This is a genomic window from Acidaminococcus sp. AM05-11 (assembly GCF_003472805.1).
Taxonomy (GTDB): Bacteria; Bacillota; Negativicutes; order Acidaminococcales; family Acidaminococcaceae; genus Acidaminococcus; species Acidaminococcus hominis.
Genome location: NZ_QRMX01000002.1, coordinates 183,914 through 201,242, shown reverse-complemented (window position 1 = coordinate 201,242; position 17,329 = coordinate 183,914). Strand labels below are relative to the sequence as shown.

General features: G+C 54.2%; 15 protein-coding genes. All 15 read left to right on the top strand.

The window, feature by feature from the left end; translation table 11 throughout:
- Positions 1–6 precede the first annotated feature (6 nt).
- The gene (ispG, locus tag DW089_RS02125; protein WP_105325711.1) at positions 7–1,074 is read left to right on the top strand and encodes a flavodoxin-dependent (E)-4-hydroxy-3-methylbut-2-enyl-diphosphate synthase; all 1,068 of its coding nucleotides are present in this window, start codon (positions 7–9) and stop codon (positions 1,072–1,074) included.
- Positions 1,075–1,079: 5 nt separating this feature from the next.
- Positions 1,080–2,795 carry a proline--tRNA ligase gene (locus DW089_RS02120; protein ID WP_105325710.1) on the top strand — a complete coding sequence of 572 codons (1,716 nt, stop codon included), beginning with the start codon at positions 1,080–1,082 and terminating at the stop codon, positions 2,793–2,795.
- 40 nt (positions 2,796–2,835) lie between these two features.
- Positions 2,836–3,516: an MgtC/SapB family protein gene (locus DW089_RS02115; RefSeq protein WP_231086261.1), complete on the top strand. Its 681-nt coding sequence runs from the start codon at positions 2,836–2,838 to the stop codon at positions 3,514–3,516.
- Between the two features lie 9 nt (positions 3,517–3,525).
- Complete coding sequence (locus DW089_RS02110; protein WP_105325709.1) at positions 3,526–7,146, top strand: PolC-type DNA polymerase III; 3,621 nt, start codon at positions 3,526–3,528, stop codon at positions 7,144–7,146.
- A 174-nt stretch (positions 7,147–7,320) separates the two neighbouring features.
- Positions 7,321–7,782 carry a ribosome maturation factor RimP gene (gene rimP, locus DW089_RS02105; RefSeq protein WP_105325708.1) on the top strand — a complete coding sequence of 154 codons (462 nt, stop codon included), beginning with the start codon at positions 7,321–7,323 and terminating at the stop codon, positions 7,780–7,782.
- Between the two features lie 23 nt (positions 7,783–7,805).
- Positions 7,806–8,882, top strand: a complete 1,077-nt coding sequence (nusA, locus tag DW089_RS02100; RefSeq protein ID WP_105325707.1) for a transcription termination factor NusA — start codon at positions 7,806–7,808, stop codon at positions 8,880–8,882.
- Between the two features lie 2 nt (positions 8,883–8,884).
- Positions 8,885–9,157 (top strand): RNase P modulator RnpM, encoded by a 273-nt coding sequence (gene rnpM / locus DW089_RS02095; RefSeq protein WP_105325706.1) that lies wholly within the window; start codon positions 8,885–8,887, stop codon positions 9,155–9,157.
- Entirely contained in the window at positions 9,144–9,437 is a 294-nt protein-coding gene (locus tag DW089_RS02090) for a ribosomal L7Ae/L30e/S12e/Gadd45 family protein (protein ID WP_105325705.1), read from the top strand. The genes rnpM and DW089_RS02090 overlap by 14 nt, the downstream gene beginning before the upstream one ends.
- A gap of 18 nt (positions 9,438–9,455) precedes the next feature.
- Positions 9,456–12,065 (top strand): translation initiation factor IF-2, encoded by a 2,610-nt coding sequence (infB, locus tag DW089_RS02085; protein ID WP_105325704.1) that lies wholly within the window; start codon positions 9,456–9,458, stop codon positions 12,063–12,065.
- Between the two features lie 9 nt (positions 12,066–12,074).
- Positions 12,075–12,434, top strand: a complete 360-nt coding sequence (gene rbfA / locus DW089_RS02080) for a 30S ribosome-binding factor RbfA (RefSeq protein ID WP_105325703.1) — start codon at positions 12,075–12,077, stop codon at positions 12,432–12,434.
- Positions 12,427–13,383: a bifunctional oligoribonuclease/PAP phosphatase NrnA gene (locus DW089_RS02075; protein ID WP_105325702.1), complete on the top strand. Its 957-nt coding sequence runs from the start codon at positions 12,427–12,429 to the stop codon at positions 13,381–13,383. Before rbfA ends, DW089_RS02075 begins: the two co-directional genes overlap by 8 nt.
- Positions 13,383–14,270, top strand: coding sequence for a tRNA pseudouridine(55) synthase TruB (gene truB / locus DW089_RS02070; RefSeq protein ID WP_105325701.1), 888 nt, complete (start codon positions 13,383–13,385; stop codon positions 14,268–14,270). Before DW089_RS02075 ends, truB begins: the two co-directional genes overlap by 1 nt.
- Positions 14,271–14,272: 2 nt before the next feature.
- Positions 14,273–15,193 (top strand): bifunctional riboflavin kinase/FAD synthetase, encoded by a 921-nt coding sequence (locus DW089_RS02065; protein ID WP_105325700.1) that lies wholly within the window; start codon positions 14,273–14,275, stop codon positions 15,191–15,193.
- Positions 15,194–15,382: 189 nt separating this feature from the next.
- Positions 15,383–15,649, top strand: coding sequence for a 30S ribosomal protein S15 (rpsO, locus tag DW089_RS02060; protein ID WP_105325699.1), 267 nt, complete (start codon positions 15,383–15,385; stop codon positions 15,647–15,649).
- Positions 15,650–15,892: 243 nt separating this feature from the next.
- On the top strand, positions 15,893–16,702 hold the full coding sequence (locus DW089_RS02055) for a hypothetical protein (protein WP_105325698.1): 810 nt from the start codon (positions 15,893–15,895) through the stop codon (positions 16,700–16,702).
- Positions 16,703–17,329: the final 627 nt, after the last annotated feature.

The window sequence follows — 17,329 nt, the reverse complement described above, 5'->3', positions numbered from 1 at the left end:
CGTACTGTGCTAAAACGCAGAAATGCCCGTGTGGTGCAGATTGGCAGCGTTTCTATCGGCGGCAGTTACCCGGTGGCTGTCCAGTCCATGACCAACACGAAAACCGAAGATATAGAAGCCACTGTAAAGCAGATTTACCAGCTGACGGCGGCAGGCTGTGAAATTATCCGCTGTGCCGTTCCCACTCTGGAAGCGGCCAAGGCATTAAAGACCATCAAGGCAAAAATCCATATTCCCCTGGTGGCAGATATCCATTTTGATTACAGACTGGCCCTGGAGGCCATCAATTCCGGGGTGGACGCCCTGCGGCTCAACCCGGGAAATATTGGGGGCCGGGACCGGGTAGAAGCGGTGGTGAAGGCCGCCAAGGAGCACCGGGTACCCATTCGGATTGGGGTGAATGCAGGCTCCCTGCCCAAGGACCTGCTGGCCAAATACGGTCATCCTACTGCCCAAGGGTTGGTGGAAGCGGCCTGGCGGCATATCCGGATTTTGGAGGAAATGGACTTCCGGGATATTGTGATTTCCCTGAAAGCCCACGATGTGCCCCTGACCCTGGAAGCCTATCGGCTGATGGCGCAGGAGTGCGATTATCCCCTGCATGTGGGAATTACTGAGGCAGGCACCCTCCACACCGGGCTCATCAAGTCCGCAGTGGGGATTGGCACCCTCTTGGCCGAAGGCATTGGGGATACCATCAGGGTATCCCTTACCGGGGACCCGCTGCCGGAAATTGACGCCGGTTTTGAAATCCTAAAGTCCCTGGGCCTTCGGGAGTACGGTCCCACCCTGATTTCCTGTCCCACCTGCGGGCGGACCAGTGTGTGCCTGGACAACATGGCCTCCCAGGTGGAAGCAAAACTCCGGGACATCAAGGAACCCATTTCCGTAGCCGTTATGGGCTGCGTGGTCAACGGCCCGGGAGAAGCCCGGGAAGCTGACGTGGGCATTGCCGGAGGCAAGAATGAGGGACTGATCTTCCGCAAGGGAGAAATTATTCGTAAAGTTCCGGAAGACCAACTGGTCGACCAATTAATGCTGGAAATCCAAAAAATATTGGCAGAAAGGAAGTAAATAGAATGCGCGTTTCCCAATTGTATGCACCCACTTTAAGAGAGGTTCCTGCGGAGGCGGTTATCGAGAGCCACAAATTGATGCTCCGGGCCGGTTATCTGCGCAAGGCTGCCGGCGGTTTGTATACCTACCTGCCCCTGGCCTGGAGAAGCATCAAAAAGATTGAAACCATTATCCGGGAGGAAATGGACGGAAAGGGTGCCCAGGAAATTATGATGCCCATTCTGCAGCCTGCTGAAATCTGGGAAGAAAGCGGCCGCTGGTCCGTCTACGGCGAAGAAATGTTCCGGATCAAAGACCGTCATGGCCGTCAATTCTGCCTGGGACCTACCCACGAAGAACTGATTACTACGCTGGTGCGGGACGACCTGCGTTCCTACCGCCAGCTGCCGGTGAACCTGTACCAGATCCAAAGCAAATTCCGGGATGAAAAGAGACCCCGTTTTGGCCTGATGCGCAGCCGGGAATTTATCATGAAAGATGCCTATTCCTTTGATGCCGATCCGGCTGGGCTGGATGTGGCTTATCAGAAAATGTACGATGCCTACAGCGCCATCTTTACCCGCTGCGGGCTGGAATACCGGCCGGTGGAAGCAGACAGCGGTGCCATCGGCGGCAATGCCACCCACGAATTTATGGGCCTGGCAGAAAGTGGTGAAGCCGGCATTGTGTACTGCGATACCTGCGATTATGCTGCGGACGTGGAAAAGGCAGAATGTGCTGCCCTGGAAGCTCCTGCAGAAGAAGCGCTGCCCCTGGAAACCCGGGAAACCCCTGGCTGCAACACCATTGAAGCTGTGTGCGAATTCTTAAAGGCGCCCATTCTTAAAAGCGTCAAGGCAGTGGCCTTTACCTCTGAACAGGGCAAGCTGATCCTGTGCTTTGTCCGGGGTGACAAAACTGTCAACGAAACCAAGGTGGCCAATGCGGTCGGCGTACCGGAAGTGGAAATGGCTCCCGATGATATGATTCGGGCAGCCGGCACTGTGCCTGGCTATATGGGCCCCATTGGCCTGGATACCAATAAATGCACCATCATCATCGACCAAACGGTGATGAATATGCACAACATCTGCTGCGGCGCCAACCAGAAGGACCTCCACTATGTAAACGCAGAACCCAGCCGGGATTTTGTGTATACCCTGGTAACGGATATCAGCACCGCGGTAGCAGGGGATAAATGCCCCCACTGCGGCGGCCACTTGCTGGAAGCCCGGGGCATTGAAGTGGGCCAGGTCTTCAAGCTGAACACCAAATACAGCGCCGCCCTGCACGCCACCTATCTGGATGCGGACGGCAAGGAACAACCCATGTACATGGGTTGCTACGGTATCGGCGTAGGCCGGACCCTGGCTGCTGTTATCGAACAGCACCACGACAAGGACGGCATCATTATGCCCAAAGCCATTGCTCCTTATCAGGTAATTGTGCTGCCGGTGAATACCCAAGATGCGGAATCCAACGGCAAGGCCGAAGAAGTGTATGCTGCCCTGAATGCTGCCGGCATTGAAACCCTGATTGATGACCGGGACGAACGGGCTGGGGTAAAATTCAAGGATGCCGACCTGATTGGGATTCCCCTGCGTATTGTAGTAGGTCCCAAGACCTTAAAGAGAAATGCACTGGAAGCCAAGCTGCGTGCTACGGGCGAAATGACGGATATCTCCCTGGAAGGAAATTACGTAGAGGCCATCAAGGCTCTCTTGGCAAAGGCTTTATAAGAAGCAGTTAGGCAGTAAAACGGCGTTAGGAGGGATTGTCATGTTGTGGGATGAACAAGTGCTGAGACTGATGCTGCGGATTCTGGTGGCCGCCATTTTGGGCGGGCTCATCGGTCTGGAGCGGAGTGCAGGGGACCGGCCGGCAGGGCTGCGTACCCACATTCTGGTGGCTACCGGTTCGGCCCTTCTGATGATTGTCTCCATTTACGGCGCCGATGGCTATACCCAGTACCGGGATCCTTCCCGGATTGCCTCCCAGGTGGTCAGCGGCATCGGGTTTCTGGGTGCCGGCACTATTCTCCATGAGGGCCTGACGGTGAAGGGGCTCACCACGGCAGCCAGCCTGTGGATTGTTTCAGCCATTGGTCTGGCGGTGGGCTGCGGGATGCTGTATCTCAGCATTCTGGTGACCCTTTTGACCCTGGTCACCCTGATTATGATCCGGGGCCTGGAGAAAAAGGTAATTCCTGCCGGGAAGTCCCTGAAATGCCGACTCCAGGTAACCCTGGACAAGCATCCGGAAAGCATGATGGAGGTCATGGACTACCTGCAGCAGCGGAATGTGAAGACCCGGATTTTGGGCATCAAAAACGATCCGGCCAAAAGCGTGATTCAGGTGAACCTGTCGGTGAAAATCGGCAAGCATCTGGACGCCGGAGCCCTCCTGGAAGGACTGAAAAAGCGTCCTGAAGTGGAGAGTGTCACGATGGTAGAAAAGTAAGAGGTTGGCATGCAATCTGAATGTTATAAAATCATACCTGATCCAAAGGTTTTTTTGAGCTTCCTTTCTTCCCTGGAGCTATCTCCGGAACAGCTGGCCTGTGTCCAGCGAATTTCCGCTGCCACGGTGGAAGTATACGAGCAGCGGAACCTGTGGGAGATTGCTTACGAAGGAAAATGCACCCCTCTGGAAGAACAGGAACTGGCGGAAGTTGGCCATAAGGTGGCGGACGCCTGTTCCGTGGGCCAGGTGGTCTTTGTGAAATGCGACCAGAACCCGGTGCTGCCTCCCTGTCAGGAGGACCGGGATCTGGCCCAGGACCAGGAACCGCCCACCTGGTGGCCGGAAGAACCGGACGCAGGCTGGCCGGAAGAGGCTCCCTGCGAACCTGAACCTGAGGTAAATGCTTTTGACCCCAACCAGGAAATTTTTGCTAGTGAAGATTACCAAGCCGCTCTCCGGGCAATCCAGGGGGGCGGCTCTTCCAGCCGGGAAGATGGGGTGGTGCTGGGCCGCAAAATCAAAAAGGCGGCCCGCCCCATGGCGGAGGTGCTGGAGGAAGAAAACAACGTGGTGGTGGAAGGCCAGCTCATGGGCTTTAATGAACGGGAGCTGAAAACCGATGCCATCATACTGAGCATTTTGGTGGCCGATGAGACCGATGGTCTGACCTGCAAAATGCGCTTTGCGGATCCTGGCGGCAAAAATGACCTGAAAAAGAACCAGAAGGAATGTGCAGACCTGAAGGCCAAACTGCCGGTGGGCTGCCGGGTGAAAATCCAGGGAGATGTGGCACCGGACAAATACGAGAACTTCGAAATCGTTATGCTCCGGGTCAAGAACATCATGATGGAGCCTGCGCAAAAGCGGGAAGACAAGGCGGAAGTCAAGCGGGTGGAACTCCACTGCCATACGAAAATGAGCAAGATGGACGGCCTGACCCCCATTGAAGAACTGGTAAAGACTGCCATCCGCTGGGGGCACAAGGCCCTGGCCATTACGGACCACGGGGTGGTCCAGGCCTTTCCCTTTGCCTACGATGCGGCCGCAGGGTCGGACCTGAAGCTGATTTTCGGGCTGGAAGGCTATCTGTGCCATCACCTGAAAGATAAGAAGAATTACCATATTATCCTGCTGGCCAAAAATGCAGAGGGGCTGCGGAACCTGTACCGGCTGGTTTCCCTGTCCCATTTGCAGTACTTTGGCGGCCGGCCCAAACGGCCCCGGATGACCAAGGGCCTTTTGGACCAATACCGGGAAGGGCTGATTATTGGCTCCGCCTGCGCTGCCGGGGAAGTGTACCGGGCGGTGCTGGCCGGGGCGGACCATCAGGAACTGTTAGACATTGCGTCCTACTATGATTACCTGGAAATTCAGCCCACGGGCAACAATAATTACCTGATCCGGGACGAACGGTTCCCGGAAATTACCACGGTGGAAGATTTGCAGGCCATCAACAAGAAGATTCTGGCCCTGGCTGACGAACTGGGGAAACTGACGGTGGCTACCTGCGACGTCCACTTCCTGAATCCGGAAGATGCCCTGGCCCGGAGAATCCTCCAGGCCGGCATAGGGTATCCCGATGAGGAGCAGCCGCCGCTATACCTGCGGACCACCGATGAAATGCTGGAAGAATTCTCCTACCTGGGCAAGGAACGGGCCTACGAGGTGGTGGTGACCAACTCCAACAAGATCAGTGAACAGGTGGAAACCTTTAAGCCGGTTCCCGACCGGGACCAACTGTATTCTCCCACCATTCCTGGGGCCAAGGAAAAAGTGGAATCCATGTCCTACGCCAAGGCCCACGAGCTGTACGGCCCCAACCTGCCCAAGATTGTAGAGGACCGGCTGAATCTGGAATTGTCTTCCATTATCGGCAACGGCTTCTCCGTGCTGTACTACATTGCCCATCTGCTGGTAAAGAAATCCAACGACGATGGGTACATGGTAGGCTCCCGGGGCAGTGTTGGTTCCTCCTTTGTGGCCACCATGCTGGACATTACGGAAGTAAATCCCCTGGTGCCCCATTACCGCTGTCCCCACTGCTTCCATACGGAGTTCTTTGAGGACGGTTCCGTGGGTTCCGGCTTTGACCTGCCGGAAAAGGCCTGCCCGGAATGCGGCACCATGATGATCCGGGACGGACACAATATTCCTTTTGCCGTATTCTTGGGTTTCCACGGGGACAAGGTGCCCGATATCGATCTGAACTTCTCCGGGGAATACCAGCCCCGGGCCCATAAATATACGGAAGAACTGTTTGGCCGGGATAACGTATTCCGGGCTGGTACCTTGGGTACCATTGCGGACAAGACGGCCTACGGCTACATCAAAAAGTATTACGAAAGCCGGGGAGAGCCCAAACGGAACGCCTTTGTGGAAGGGCTGATTCCCAAACTGGCTGGGGTCAAGCGGACCACCGGCCAGCATCCGGGCGGCATCATGGTTATCCCCCGGGACCTGGATGTGCACTATATTACGCCCGTCCAGTACCCGGCAGATGACGAAAACTGCGGCACCATTACCACCCACTACGATTACCACTCCATCAACGACCGGTTGGTGAAGCTGGATATTCTGGGTCACGATGATCCCACCATGATCAAGATGCTGGATACCCTGATGGGGCAGGACGGCTACTGCAAGTCCATTCCCATTGGCGATCCGGAGACCATGGAACTGTACCTGAGCACCAAGTCCCTGGGGGTAACTCCGGAGGCCATTGGCAGTGAAGTAGGGACCCTGGGGGTTCCGGAATGCGGCACCCATTTTGTGCGGCAGATGATTGCGGACGTAAAGCCCAAGAACTTCTCCGACCTATTGCGTATTTCCGGGTATTCCCATGGTACCGGCGTGTGGCTGGAAAATGCCCAGGACCTGATTAAGGAAGGTCACCCCACGGACGAAACCATTTCCACCCGTGACGATATCATGACCTACCTGATCAACAAAGGGGTGGAGCCCAGCATTGCCTTCAGCATTATGGAAACCTGCCGGAAAGGGAAGGCCCACAAGAACGGCTTTTCCGACAAGCAGGCGGAAGCTTTGCAGAAGGCCAATATTCCGGACTTCTACATCCGGTCCTGCCGGACGGTGCAGTACCTGTTCCCTAAGGCCCATGCCGTGGCCTACGTATTGTCGGCCTACCGGATTGCCTACTGCAAGGTGCACCATCCCAAGGAATTCTACGCCGCTTATTTTTCCATCCGGGCGCCCAAGTTTGACTATGCCCAGGTCCATAAAGGCGAAGAATACATGAAGAAATTCATCAAGGACGTGTACGCCCAGGGCAACAAGGCCAAGGTCAACGACAAGGATACGGCCACGTATATGGAAATGTGCGTAGAGATGCTGGAACGGGGCTTTGTGTTTGAGGATGTGGACCTGTACCGGTCCGACGCCCATAAATTTATTGTTACGGAAAAGGGCCTTTTGCCGCCCCTGGGCTCCATTGGGGGCATCGGCGGGGTAGCGGCCGAAGACATTGTGGAGGCCCGCAAGAAGGGCGAGTTCATCTCCCAGGAAGACCTGAAGAACCGGGCCAAAATCAGCAAATCCAATGTGGAAGTGCTGGCGGACCTGGGGATTTTGGAAGGAATGCCGGCTACGGACCAGATTGAACTGTTCTGATCCGGGCCGGAAGTTTCCATCCGATTTAGGCCAAAGTGTAAAATACTTATCGCCTTGTGTTGATAAAACCGTGTTCCAGTGTTATAATGGTTTAAGAAAACTGAGGCAGACTTTAGAGAGTGGGTATTTATACCCGCTCTTTCGTTTACTAGGAAAGAAGCAGGTGTCTTACGAATGGACAAGAAAAAGATCACAGAGCAGGTTACCGAACTGGTGCTGCCCATTGTGGAAGCAGCCGGTCTGGAACTGGTGGATGTAGAATACGTGCGGGAACGGGATTGGTTCCTGCGGGTCTTCATCGACAAGGAGGGCGGCATCGACATTGATGACTGCTCGGCGGTCAGCAATGCCCTGGCCAAACTTCTTGATGAAAAGGACTTCATCAAGGATCAGTACTATCTGGAGGTTTCTTCCCCCGGCATTGACCGGCCCCTGAAAAAGGATAAGGAACTGGAAGCCCACTATGGCACCAAGGTGGACCTGGCCTTCTACGTACCCTTTAACGGGTCCAAGCAGCTGACCGTTGTCCTGACGGGTCACGATGCAGACAATTTGCAGGTGACGGATGCCAAAAACAAACCTATGACCATCGAACGGAAGCTTGTGGCTTCGGTTCGGCCCCATATTGATTTTTAACGAGTTTAAGGAGGAGTCAAGAAGTGAATGCGGATTTCGTAAAAGCCATTGCAGAACTGGCAAAGGAGAAGGGGATTGCTCCCGATATCCTTTACAGTGCAGTGGAGGAAGCCATGATCAGCGCCTATAAGAAAAATTTTGGTTCTGCGCAAAATGTACGGGTTTCCCTGAACAAGGAAACGGGTGAGATTCATGTGTATGCCCGGAAAAATATCGTAGATGAGGTTACGGATCCGGCAACGGAGCTGGACCTGGAAACGGCTCAGAAAATTGACCACAAGTACCAGGCCGGCGATATTATGGAAGAAGAAGTGACTCCCAAGAATTTTGGCCGGATTGCTGCCCAAAATGCCAAGCAGGTGATTGTGCAGCGGATTCGGGAAGCAGAACGGGGCATGGTCTATGAACGGTATTCCGACCGGGAAAACGACATTGTAACCGGTACCATCCAGCGGATTGAAGGCCACAACGTGTTCGTAAACCTGGGAACGGCAGAAGGTCTGCTGCTGCCCAACGAACAGATTCCTGGGGAAACCTATGATTATCATGATCGTCTGAAATGCTATGTGGTGGAAGTCAAGAAAACCACCAAAGGCCCTCAGATTATTCTGTCCCGGACCCATCCCGGCCTGTTGAAGAGACTGTTCGAACTGGAGGTTTCTGAAATCCAGGATGGTACTGTCATCATCGACAGTGTTGCCCGGGAACCGGGGATGCGTTCCAAAATTGCCGTGCACAGCACCAATCCCAGCGTGGATCCGGTGGGTGCCTGCGTAGGTCCCAAGGGCCTGCGGGTACGCAATATTGTGGACGAGCTCCGGGGCGAAAAGATTGATATTGTAAAATACAGCGAAAATCCGGAAGAATACGTGGCCAATGCCCTGTCTCCTTCCAAGGTGGTGGAAGCCATTGCCGATCCCGCAGAAAAAATCTGCCGGGTTATCGTACCGGATGACAAGCTGAGCCTGGCCATTGGCAAGGAAGGACAGAACGCCCGTCTGGCTGCCAAGCTGACCGGCTGGAAAATCGATATCAAGAGTGAAACCCAAGCTGCCCAACTGCGGGCAGAAAAGAAAGCTGCTGAAGAAGCAGGAGAATGAGCATGAAAATGAAGAAGATTCCGCAGCGGACCTGTATCGGCTGCGGACAGGTGAAAGATAAAAAAGAACTGATCCGGATCGTCCGCTCCCCGGAGGGAGCGGTGAGCCTGGACCGTTCTGGGAAAAAGCCGGGCAGGGGCGCCTATGTGTGCCCTGAGGCTGCCTGCATTACCAAGGCCATCCAGAGCAAAAGTCTGGAAAAGGCTTTGCAGGTGAAAATCAGCCCGGAAATGAAAGATACCTTGTTGGTGGAGCTGTCACATGAAAAGCACTGAGCAGATTTGCTTCGCCTTGGGATTGGCACAGAAGGCTGGGAAACTGGTATCCGGCGATCAGGGCATCTCGGACGGCCTGAAAAAGGGGAAGGTCCGTTATGTGCTGATTGCCGCTGATACCTCCCCCCGTTCCAGGGAAAAACTGGAATTTGGATGCCAAAGCAGCCACGTCCCCTATGGAAATGGGCCGGATATGGCCACCTTGGGGGCTGCAATTGGTAAGTCTCCCCGGGCCGCTGTGGCCATTCTGGACAGCCACTTTTTGAAACTGATGTTATAGCAGCATGGAGGTGTGCGGATGGCAAAATATAGAATATACGAGATTGCTAAAGAACTGAACACGGATAGTAAAAAAGTCATGAACTTCTTATCGGAGCATAAGATTACCGTGAAAAGTCAATTGAGCTCCGTAGAAGAGGATGTACATTCATTGATCATTAATAATTTGAAAGACCACGCTGCCAAAACGGCAGCCCCGAAACCCGCAGAAAAGAGTGCAGCTCCGGTAAAACCGGCTGCTGTAAGACCCGCCCAGAACCCGAGACCGGCCGCTCCCGCCGCTGAAGTCAAGCGGGATGCGTCCACCGTGGACCGGGGAAACCGTCAGGACCACCATAACAACAACCGTCCTGCCGGCTCCCAAAACCGCAGTGACGGAAACCGGGGCGGTTTCCGCAACAATGACCGGAATAACGACCGCTCCCACAGCGATCGTACGGGTGCACCCCGCCAGCATACGGCTGGGGGCAATCGGGATAACCGTCCGGGCCAAAATAATGGCTCCCGTCCCAGCAATGGTTCCCGTTTTAACGACCGTCAGGGCAGCAATGGCCATACTGGCGGCAATAACCGGGGCTTCCAAAAGAACGACCGGGAGGGCGGTTACAACAAGAACGGCAATAACCAGCACCGGAAACCGGGCAATGGTCCCAAGGATCATGCAGCTAAACCGGCAGCTCCGGTGGGAATGAACAGTGCCCATGCCGGCAAGGAAATGGGCAAACGGAATTCCAACTTCCATCAACACGAGAAAAAGGATAAGATTAAGGGTTCGTACGCGACCCGGGAAAACCGGCCTACGCGCAGCGCCGATCATATGATGCATAACCATAAACATAAAAACAACAACAATAATAATGCGCCGAAGAAAGCCGCTGAAGTGGTAAGACCTACCAGTATTGAAGTAGGGGAAAGCATCAGCGTGAAAGAATTTGCCGCCCAATTGGGCCGCGAAGCCAGCGAAATTATCAAGAAGCTGTTTATGCTGGGCAAGATGGTAACCATCAACCAGGAAATCGACCATGAAACGGCTGAACTGGTTGCCCTGGACTACAATTGCGAAGTAAAGGAACCGCCGCCTGAGGCCGATCCTACGGAAGTGCCCGAAGTGGAGGACGATCCGGCTCTGCGGGTACCCAGACCGCCTGTTGTAACGGTTATGGGCCACGTTGACCACGGCAAGACTTCCCTTTTGGATGCCATCCGGAAAACCAACGTAACGGCACGGGAAGCCGGCGGTATTACCCAGCACATCGGTGCTTACCGGGTAATCTGCCAGGGCCGTCCTATTGTCTTCCTGGATACGCCGGGCCACGAAGCCTTTACAGCTATGCGTGCCAGAGGCGCCCAGGTAACGGATATTGCCGTTCTGGTAGTGGCTGCCGACGATGGTGTGATGCCCCAGACCCTGGAAGCCATCAACCACGCCAAAGCTGCCAAGGTGCCCATTATTGTGGCCATCAACAAAATCGATAAAGAAGGGGCTAACCCGGAATTCGTTATGCAGCAGCTGTCCGAGCACGGGCTGATTCCTGAAGCCTGGGGCGGCGACACCATTATGGTTCCCGTTTCTGCCCGTCAGAAGACCGGTATTTCCGATATTCTGGAAATGATTCTGCTGGTAGCTGATATGCTGGAACTGAAGGCCAACCCCAAACTGCCGGCTCACGGTACTGTGATCGAAGCCAAACTGGATAAGGGCAGAGGCCCTGTAGCCACTGTGCTGATTGACCGGGGCACCCTGCATATTGGGGACTGCATCCTGGCCGGCACTACCTACGGCAAGGTCCGGGCCATGGTCAACGACCGGGGCGAAAAGGTAAAGAAAGCACTGCCTTCCACCCCTGTAGAAGTACTGGGCCTTAATGATGTGCCTGCCGCCGGTGATATCATGGATGCCACTGATGAGCATACTGCCAGAAGCGTTGCAGAAAAACGTCTGGCCAAAATGAAGATGGAAGAACAAAAGCAGGCCAAAGTATCCCTGGACGATATCTTCAACCGGATTCAGGAAGGGGAACTGAAGGAACTGAACATTGTAGTCAAGGCAGACGTACAGGGCACCATCCAGGCTTTGGAACACGCCCTGGGCAACATCAAGAACAGCGAAGTGAAGGTGGTTGTGGTGCACTCCGGCGTGGGTGCCATCAACGAATCCGACGTTATGCTGGCTTCTGCTGCCAACGCCCTGATTATCGGCTTCAACGTCCGTCCGGATGCCAACGCCCGGAAGGCCGCCGATACCGAAAAGGTGGATATCCGCACCTACCGCGTCATCTACGATGCCGTCAACGATGTGGAAGCTGCCATCAAGGGTATGCTGGCACCGAAATTCAAAGAAAAGATTATCGGCCATGTGGAAATCCGTCAGGTAATCCCCATCAACAAGGTTCTGATTGCCGGTGCCTATGTAAAGGACGGCAAGATTACCCGCAGTTCCAAGGTTCGCCTGGTTCGGGATGGCATTGTCATCCACGAAGGGGAACTGGACTCCCTGCGCCGGTTCAAAGATGATGTGAAAGAAGTGGCAGCCAACTTCGAATGCGGGCTGACTCTGGCCGACTACCGGGATATCAAAGTAGGCGATCAGCTGGAAGTTTACGTAATGGAAGAAGTTGCCCCTGAATAAGGAGAAACTATGACCAAACTGCGTGCAGAAAAATTGCAGGCTTTGATTCAGCATGAACTAAGCAATATGCTGATTCATGATGTAAAAGATCCCCGAGTGAAGTTTGTGACCATCACCGGGGTGGAAGTAAGCAACGATTTAAGCTATGCCAAGGTGTATGTGAGCCTGTACGGCAGCCAGGAACAGCAGGAGCAGGCCTGGACGGGCCTGCAGCGTGCTGTGGGCTTTTTCCGCAGTGAAATTGCCAAACGCATTGACCTTAGGGTGGCACCCCAGATCAGCTTCCATAAGGACACGTCCATGGAATACAGTGCCCATATTGAATCCCTGATTCGGGACCTGAAAAAGGAAGAAGGCAAGCATGAGTAAAGAAGTGGATTATCGCGGTGCCTGGCAGCTGATGATGGGGGCGAATACCCTGGCATTGGTCAGTCATGTGGGCCCTGACGGTGATACGCTGGGGTCGGCACTGGGGCTCTGTCACGCTCTCCGGGAAGCCGGCAAAAAGGTGATTCTTCTGGTGGACGACCAGCTGCCCCGGCTGTACCATTTCCTGCCGGGCCTAACGGACTATCAGCACCCGAAGGCGGAGGAAAAGCTTGCCTGTGACCTGACGGTAGTGGTGGATGCCAGCTCCAAGGACAGAATGGGTGCTGCAGAGCAGTGCCTTTCCGCACCTATCTTGAATATTGACCATCATATTTCCAATACCCATTATGCAGATACCCTGCTCCTGGATACCCAGGCCGCAGCCACCGGGGAAATCATGTACCGGATGCTCCAGGCCAATCAGGTACCCATTTCGGAAAAGACGGCAGTGTGCCTGTATACGGCCATTGTTACCGACTGCGGGTATTTCAAATATGCCAATACCACTCCCAGCTGTATGCGTGCAGCAGCGGACCTGGTGGAAATCGGCGTGGACCCCAACGAGATTTCTGACCTTTTGGAAATGAAATCCCGGGAGTCCGTGGAACTGTTGGGCAAGGTACTGCCCGGCATGACCTTCTACGCCGATAACCGGATTGCCACCCTGGAAGTGCCCCACGAGCTGTACAACAAGAACGTTTCCACGGAAAGCTTCATCTACTATCCCCGTTACATTGATGGGGTAGAGGTGGCCGTGATGTTTAAGGCTGTGGAAAAGAATCAGGTACGGGTCAGCATGCGCTCCAAGCATGTGGACGTCAGCAAGGTAGCCCTGCTGTTTAACGGCGGCGGCCATGCTAAAGCCGCAGGCTGCACCGTGGGTGCCAGCCTGGAAGACGCCAAAAAGCAGGTGGTGGAAGCGCTGGAAAAGGCGCTGGAGGAATTGTAATGGATGGGATTTTCAACGTACTCAAACCCCCGGGGATGACCAGCCACGATGTGGTGGGCGCGATGCGGAAAATCCTCAACATGAAGAAAATTGGCCATGGGGGAACCCTGGATCCCTCGGCGGCTGGGGTGCTGCCGGTATTTACTGGCCAGGCTACCCGGTTTTTGGAATACGCCAGCCATGAGGAAAAGACCTATCGGGCCGAAATGACCTTCGGGTTTCAGACGGATACGGGGGATACGGAAGGCAAAATCATTGCCGAAAGTCCTGTACTGCGCCTAACGGAAGAAGAAATCGACCGGGCCCTGGAATCCTTTTTGGGGGACGGCTTTCAGATTCCGCCCATGTATTCGGCCATTAGTGTAAAAGGGACCAAGCTGTACAAGCTGGCCCGGCAGGGCATCGAAATCAAACGGGAGCCCCGGCCCATTACCATCCGGCAGCTGCGTCGGGTGGCCTACACCGGCCGGACCCTGGTGTTTGACGTGACTTGCTCCAAGGGAACCTTTATCCGGACCTTGACGGAAGACCTGGCGGATAAGCTGGGGATGAAGGGAACCATGAGTTTCCTCCTCCGCCGGCAGGCCGGGGTATTTACCCTGGAAGACGCCCATACCCTGGAAGAAATTGCAGAAGCTCCGGCTCGGTACTGCCTGGATGTGGACTGCGTGCTGGCTCAGTTTCCCCGGGTAGAGGTCAACGCCCTGCAAGGGCGGCGGATTGCCCAGGGAGTGGCTACTACGGTGCCCCATGCAAAACCCTACGAAGGGCAGCTGGTACAGGTGTTTACCGGGGAGGGCCTTTTGGTGGGCCTGGCCAAGGTCAAGGACCAAAGGCTGTACGCCCATAAAATTATCCGCATTCCGGAAGTACAGGACAGGGAATAGTTATGAAGCTGATTGAGAATCTTAGCGAACTGAAAAAAATGACGCCGGTTCCTTCGGCAGCGGCCCTGGGCACCTTTGACGGGGTCCATTTGGGCCACCAGGAAGTCATAGCGGCCACCGGCCGTTATGCCAAGGCCTATGGGCTAAAGCTGATGGTTTTTACCTTCAGTACCCATCCCATGGCCAGCCTGATGCCGGAATTGGAACCCCAGCGGCTTTTGGACAACCGTTCGAAAATCCAGATTATGCAGAGCCTGGGTGTGGATATCCTGGTAAACCTGCCTTTTACCCCTGAGCTGGCCCAAATCAGCGCAGAAGACTTTTTGCAGCTGCTGACGGCCGCCGGGGTCAAGGCCGTGGGCATTGGGGACAATTTCAGCTTTGGGGCCGGCGGCAAGGGTAATGCCCAATACCTGCGGGCTCAGCACGAAAAGTATGGGCTTACCGTGCTTGCCCGGCCGCTCCTGACCCTGGACGGGCAGATTGTCAGCAGCACCAATATCCGCCGGGCCATTAACCGGGGCGACCTGGACCTGGCCAATAAGATGCTGGGACGGCCCTACGAAATCCGGGGCAAGGTTATCCACGGTGAGGGCAGGGGGCGGCTGCTGGGCTATCCTACGGCCAACGTCCAGCTCCTGGGCCGGAACATCGCCATGCCTAAGAGCGGCGTGTACGCCGGGCAGGTAGTGGTGGAAAAGAACCTCTACGGCTCCATGATCAATGTGGGGGATAATCCCACCTTTACCGATGCAGATTTCCGGCTGGAAGCCTACCTGTTTGCCTTTTCCGGCGATTTGTATGGGCAGGAAATCCGGGTACGGCTGCTGCATCGGATTCGGGAAGAACTTAAATTTGACTCCCTGGAAGCGCTGCTCAAGCAAATCCAGGAAGATGAAAAAACAGTCCGGAACTTCCTCTAAGGAACCGGGCTGTTTTGTTTTTACAAGAAAAATCTTGGCAAATGACCGGATTTGCCTGGTCATTTGGACCAATCTATGATATACTTTCTCAGTGCCTAAAGGGCCAAGAAACTAAACCTTAGCGTTGCTGTGCGACACTCCGACGCCGGCTACAGCTATGGCTTTTCCATGACTAAGGAGGAAAAAACTATGTTAACACCTGCAAGAAAGAAAGAACTGATCGAAACCTACCGCATCAACGAAGCTGATACCGGATCTCCGGAAGTTCAGATTGCCATCCTGACTGAACGGATCACCTATTTGACTGAACATCTGAAGGCCAACAAGAAGGACCATCATTCTCGCCGTGGTCTGCTGAAAATGGTTGGTCAACGTCGTGGCCTGCTGAACTACCTGATGAAGAAAAACATCGAAAGATACAGAAGCATCGTTGAAAGACTGGGCCTGCGTAAATAATCGCAGCTCTGGACTGGCAATACGCTTAGGCAAAGGGATTTTCCGCTTTTGGCGGGAAATCCCTTTTTCGATTATGGGCAAGAATGCGTTTGGGGGCTGCCGGGCCCGCAAGACCGCAAGAGTTTCTTCAGCTTCAGCGGCTTGCAGGACTTTTCTGTTTTCCCATGCTTTAATTGTCCTTTGCTTTATTTTTTATTAGAATTCAGATATGAACAAGTCTGAATTTCCAGCGGAGGTAGGAGAATGGATAAAGAGAAAGCGTATTTCGTCCTGGTTTCGGAGAAGCCTTCCGTGCACGGGAAACCCGGAGCTATTGTGGAACAGACCTTAAAGCTGGCGGCTAGCGGCCTTGCCAGTCTTGTCACCCGCACGGCCCGGCAGAGAAAAACAGGAAGAAGTTATCATGAAGCAAAGCTGGCGAACATTGGGGAAGAGAAGGCAGAGCTGCTTCTTTCTCTCACAGACCGGGTAAAACAGAAAAAAGAAAGGATTGCGGGAACTGGTTCCTATAGGCTGATACGGTATGAGGAGGCCGCGGGAGCTGCGGTTGTTGTTGGGCAGCAGACGGGCGTTTATGTGGATTTCCCCGGCACTGGGAAAGTGGATTTGACGGAAATGTACCAGCGGGTTCTTCCCTTTGACGATATCTGGGCTTTTGGCAGGTGCCAACAGCTTCCTAAGCGGAACGGGAAGAAACGGATGCACCAATTTGCGGCAAAGTGGGTCAAGTTGCTCCTTCAGAGGGAAAAGGACCCGGAAAAATTTTGGCTTCAGTTTGACAAACTGGGCGATGCCTGCTCGAAGCTTGGCTTCCGTATGGACTCGGGGACTGGATTTGTCAAACGCTATCCAGAATGTGCAGCCATGAGAAGTGAGGCTTTTGCGAAAGTGCTTCCCACGGTCATTGATATCGAACTCCTGGGGTCCGCCATCTATTCCCTGTGGCGGTATAAAACCCATTGGGAGTCCTTTGATGGCAGCGTTTCTTGGTCAGAAAACAGTCAACAGTGTTTTCTCCTGCTTTTTCAGCGTTTGGAAGAACTGACGAAATAGGCAGGGAAACAGACCTGAAGTGGCTGCACAGCGTCTTGCACTGGGCGCTGCTGTTCAATGTATTTTGGAGGAATATTGGCGCAGCAAAAAGGGGGTGTGAAATAATGAAACTTCTATCGTCGCCTTCGGCGACACTTCCTACACGCTTTACGGTCGCATCCAAATGTCAATGCAGTTGCCCGAGGACATTTGGTATTATGCGACCTATGTGATAGCCGTCCGTGAGCCGAACCCGCAGGGTGAAGGGGAACGGAACACGGCGAACCACTCAGGAAGCATTCTATGCCGATACTGGTCAAGTTCTAGAGGGTAATAGAAGTAGAAATTTATCTACATGCCATAGATTCCTTTCCTATACCCGTTTTGCACATGACTCGCATAGGCCTAAGACCAGCCCCTGAGCGGTTCGCTGCTAGCTGCGCAGCTGCGTCCTCCGGACTTGCTTTGCAGGCAGCTATCGCATGGGCCTTATTGACCAAACATCCATAGGAAAACTTGTGGATGTTTGGATGCGGCCGCAAAGCGTTGTAGGGGCTGGCAGTCCGTAGGACTGACTGAGGAAGTTTATTAGATACTGTTATAAAAAACAGAAAACGGCTTGCGAACTTTTTTGAGTTCGCAATCCGT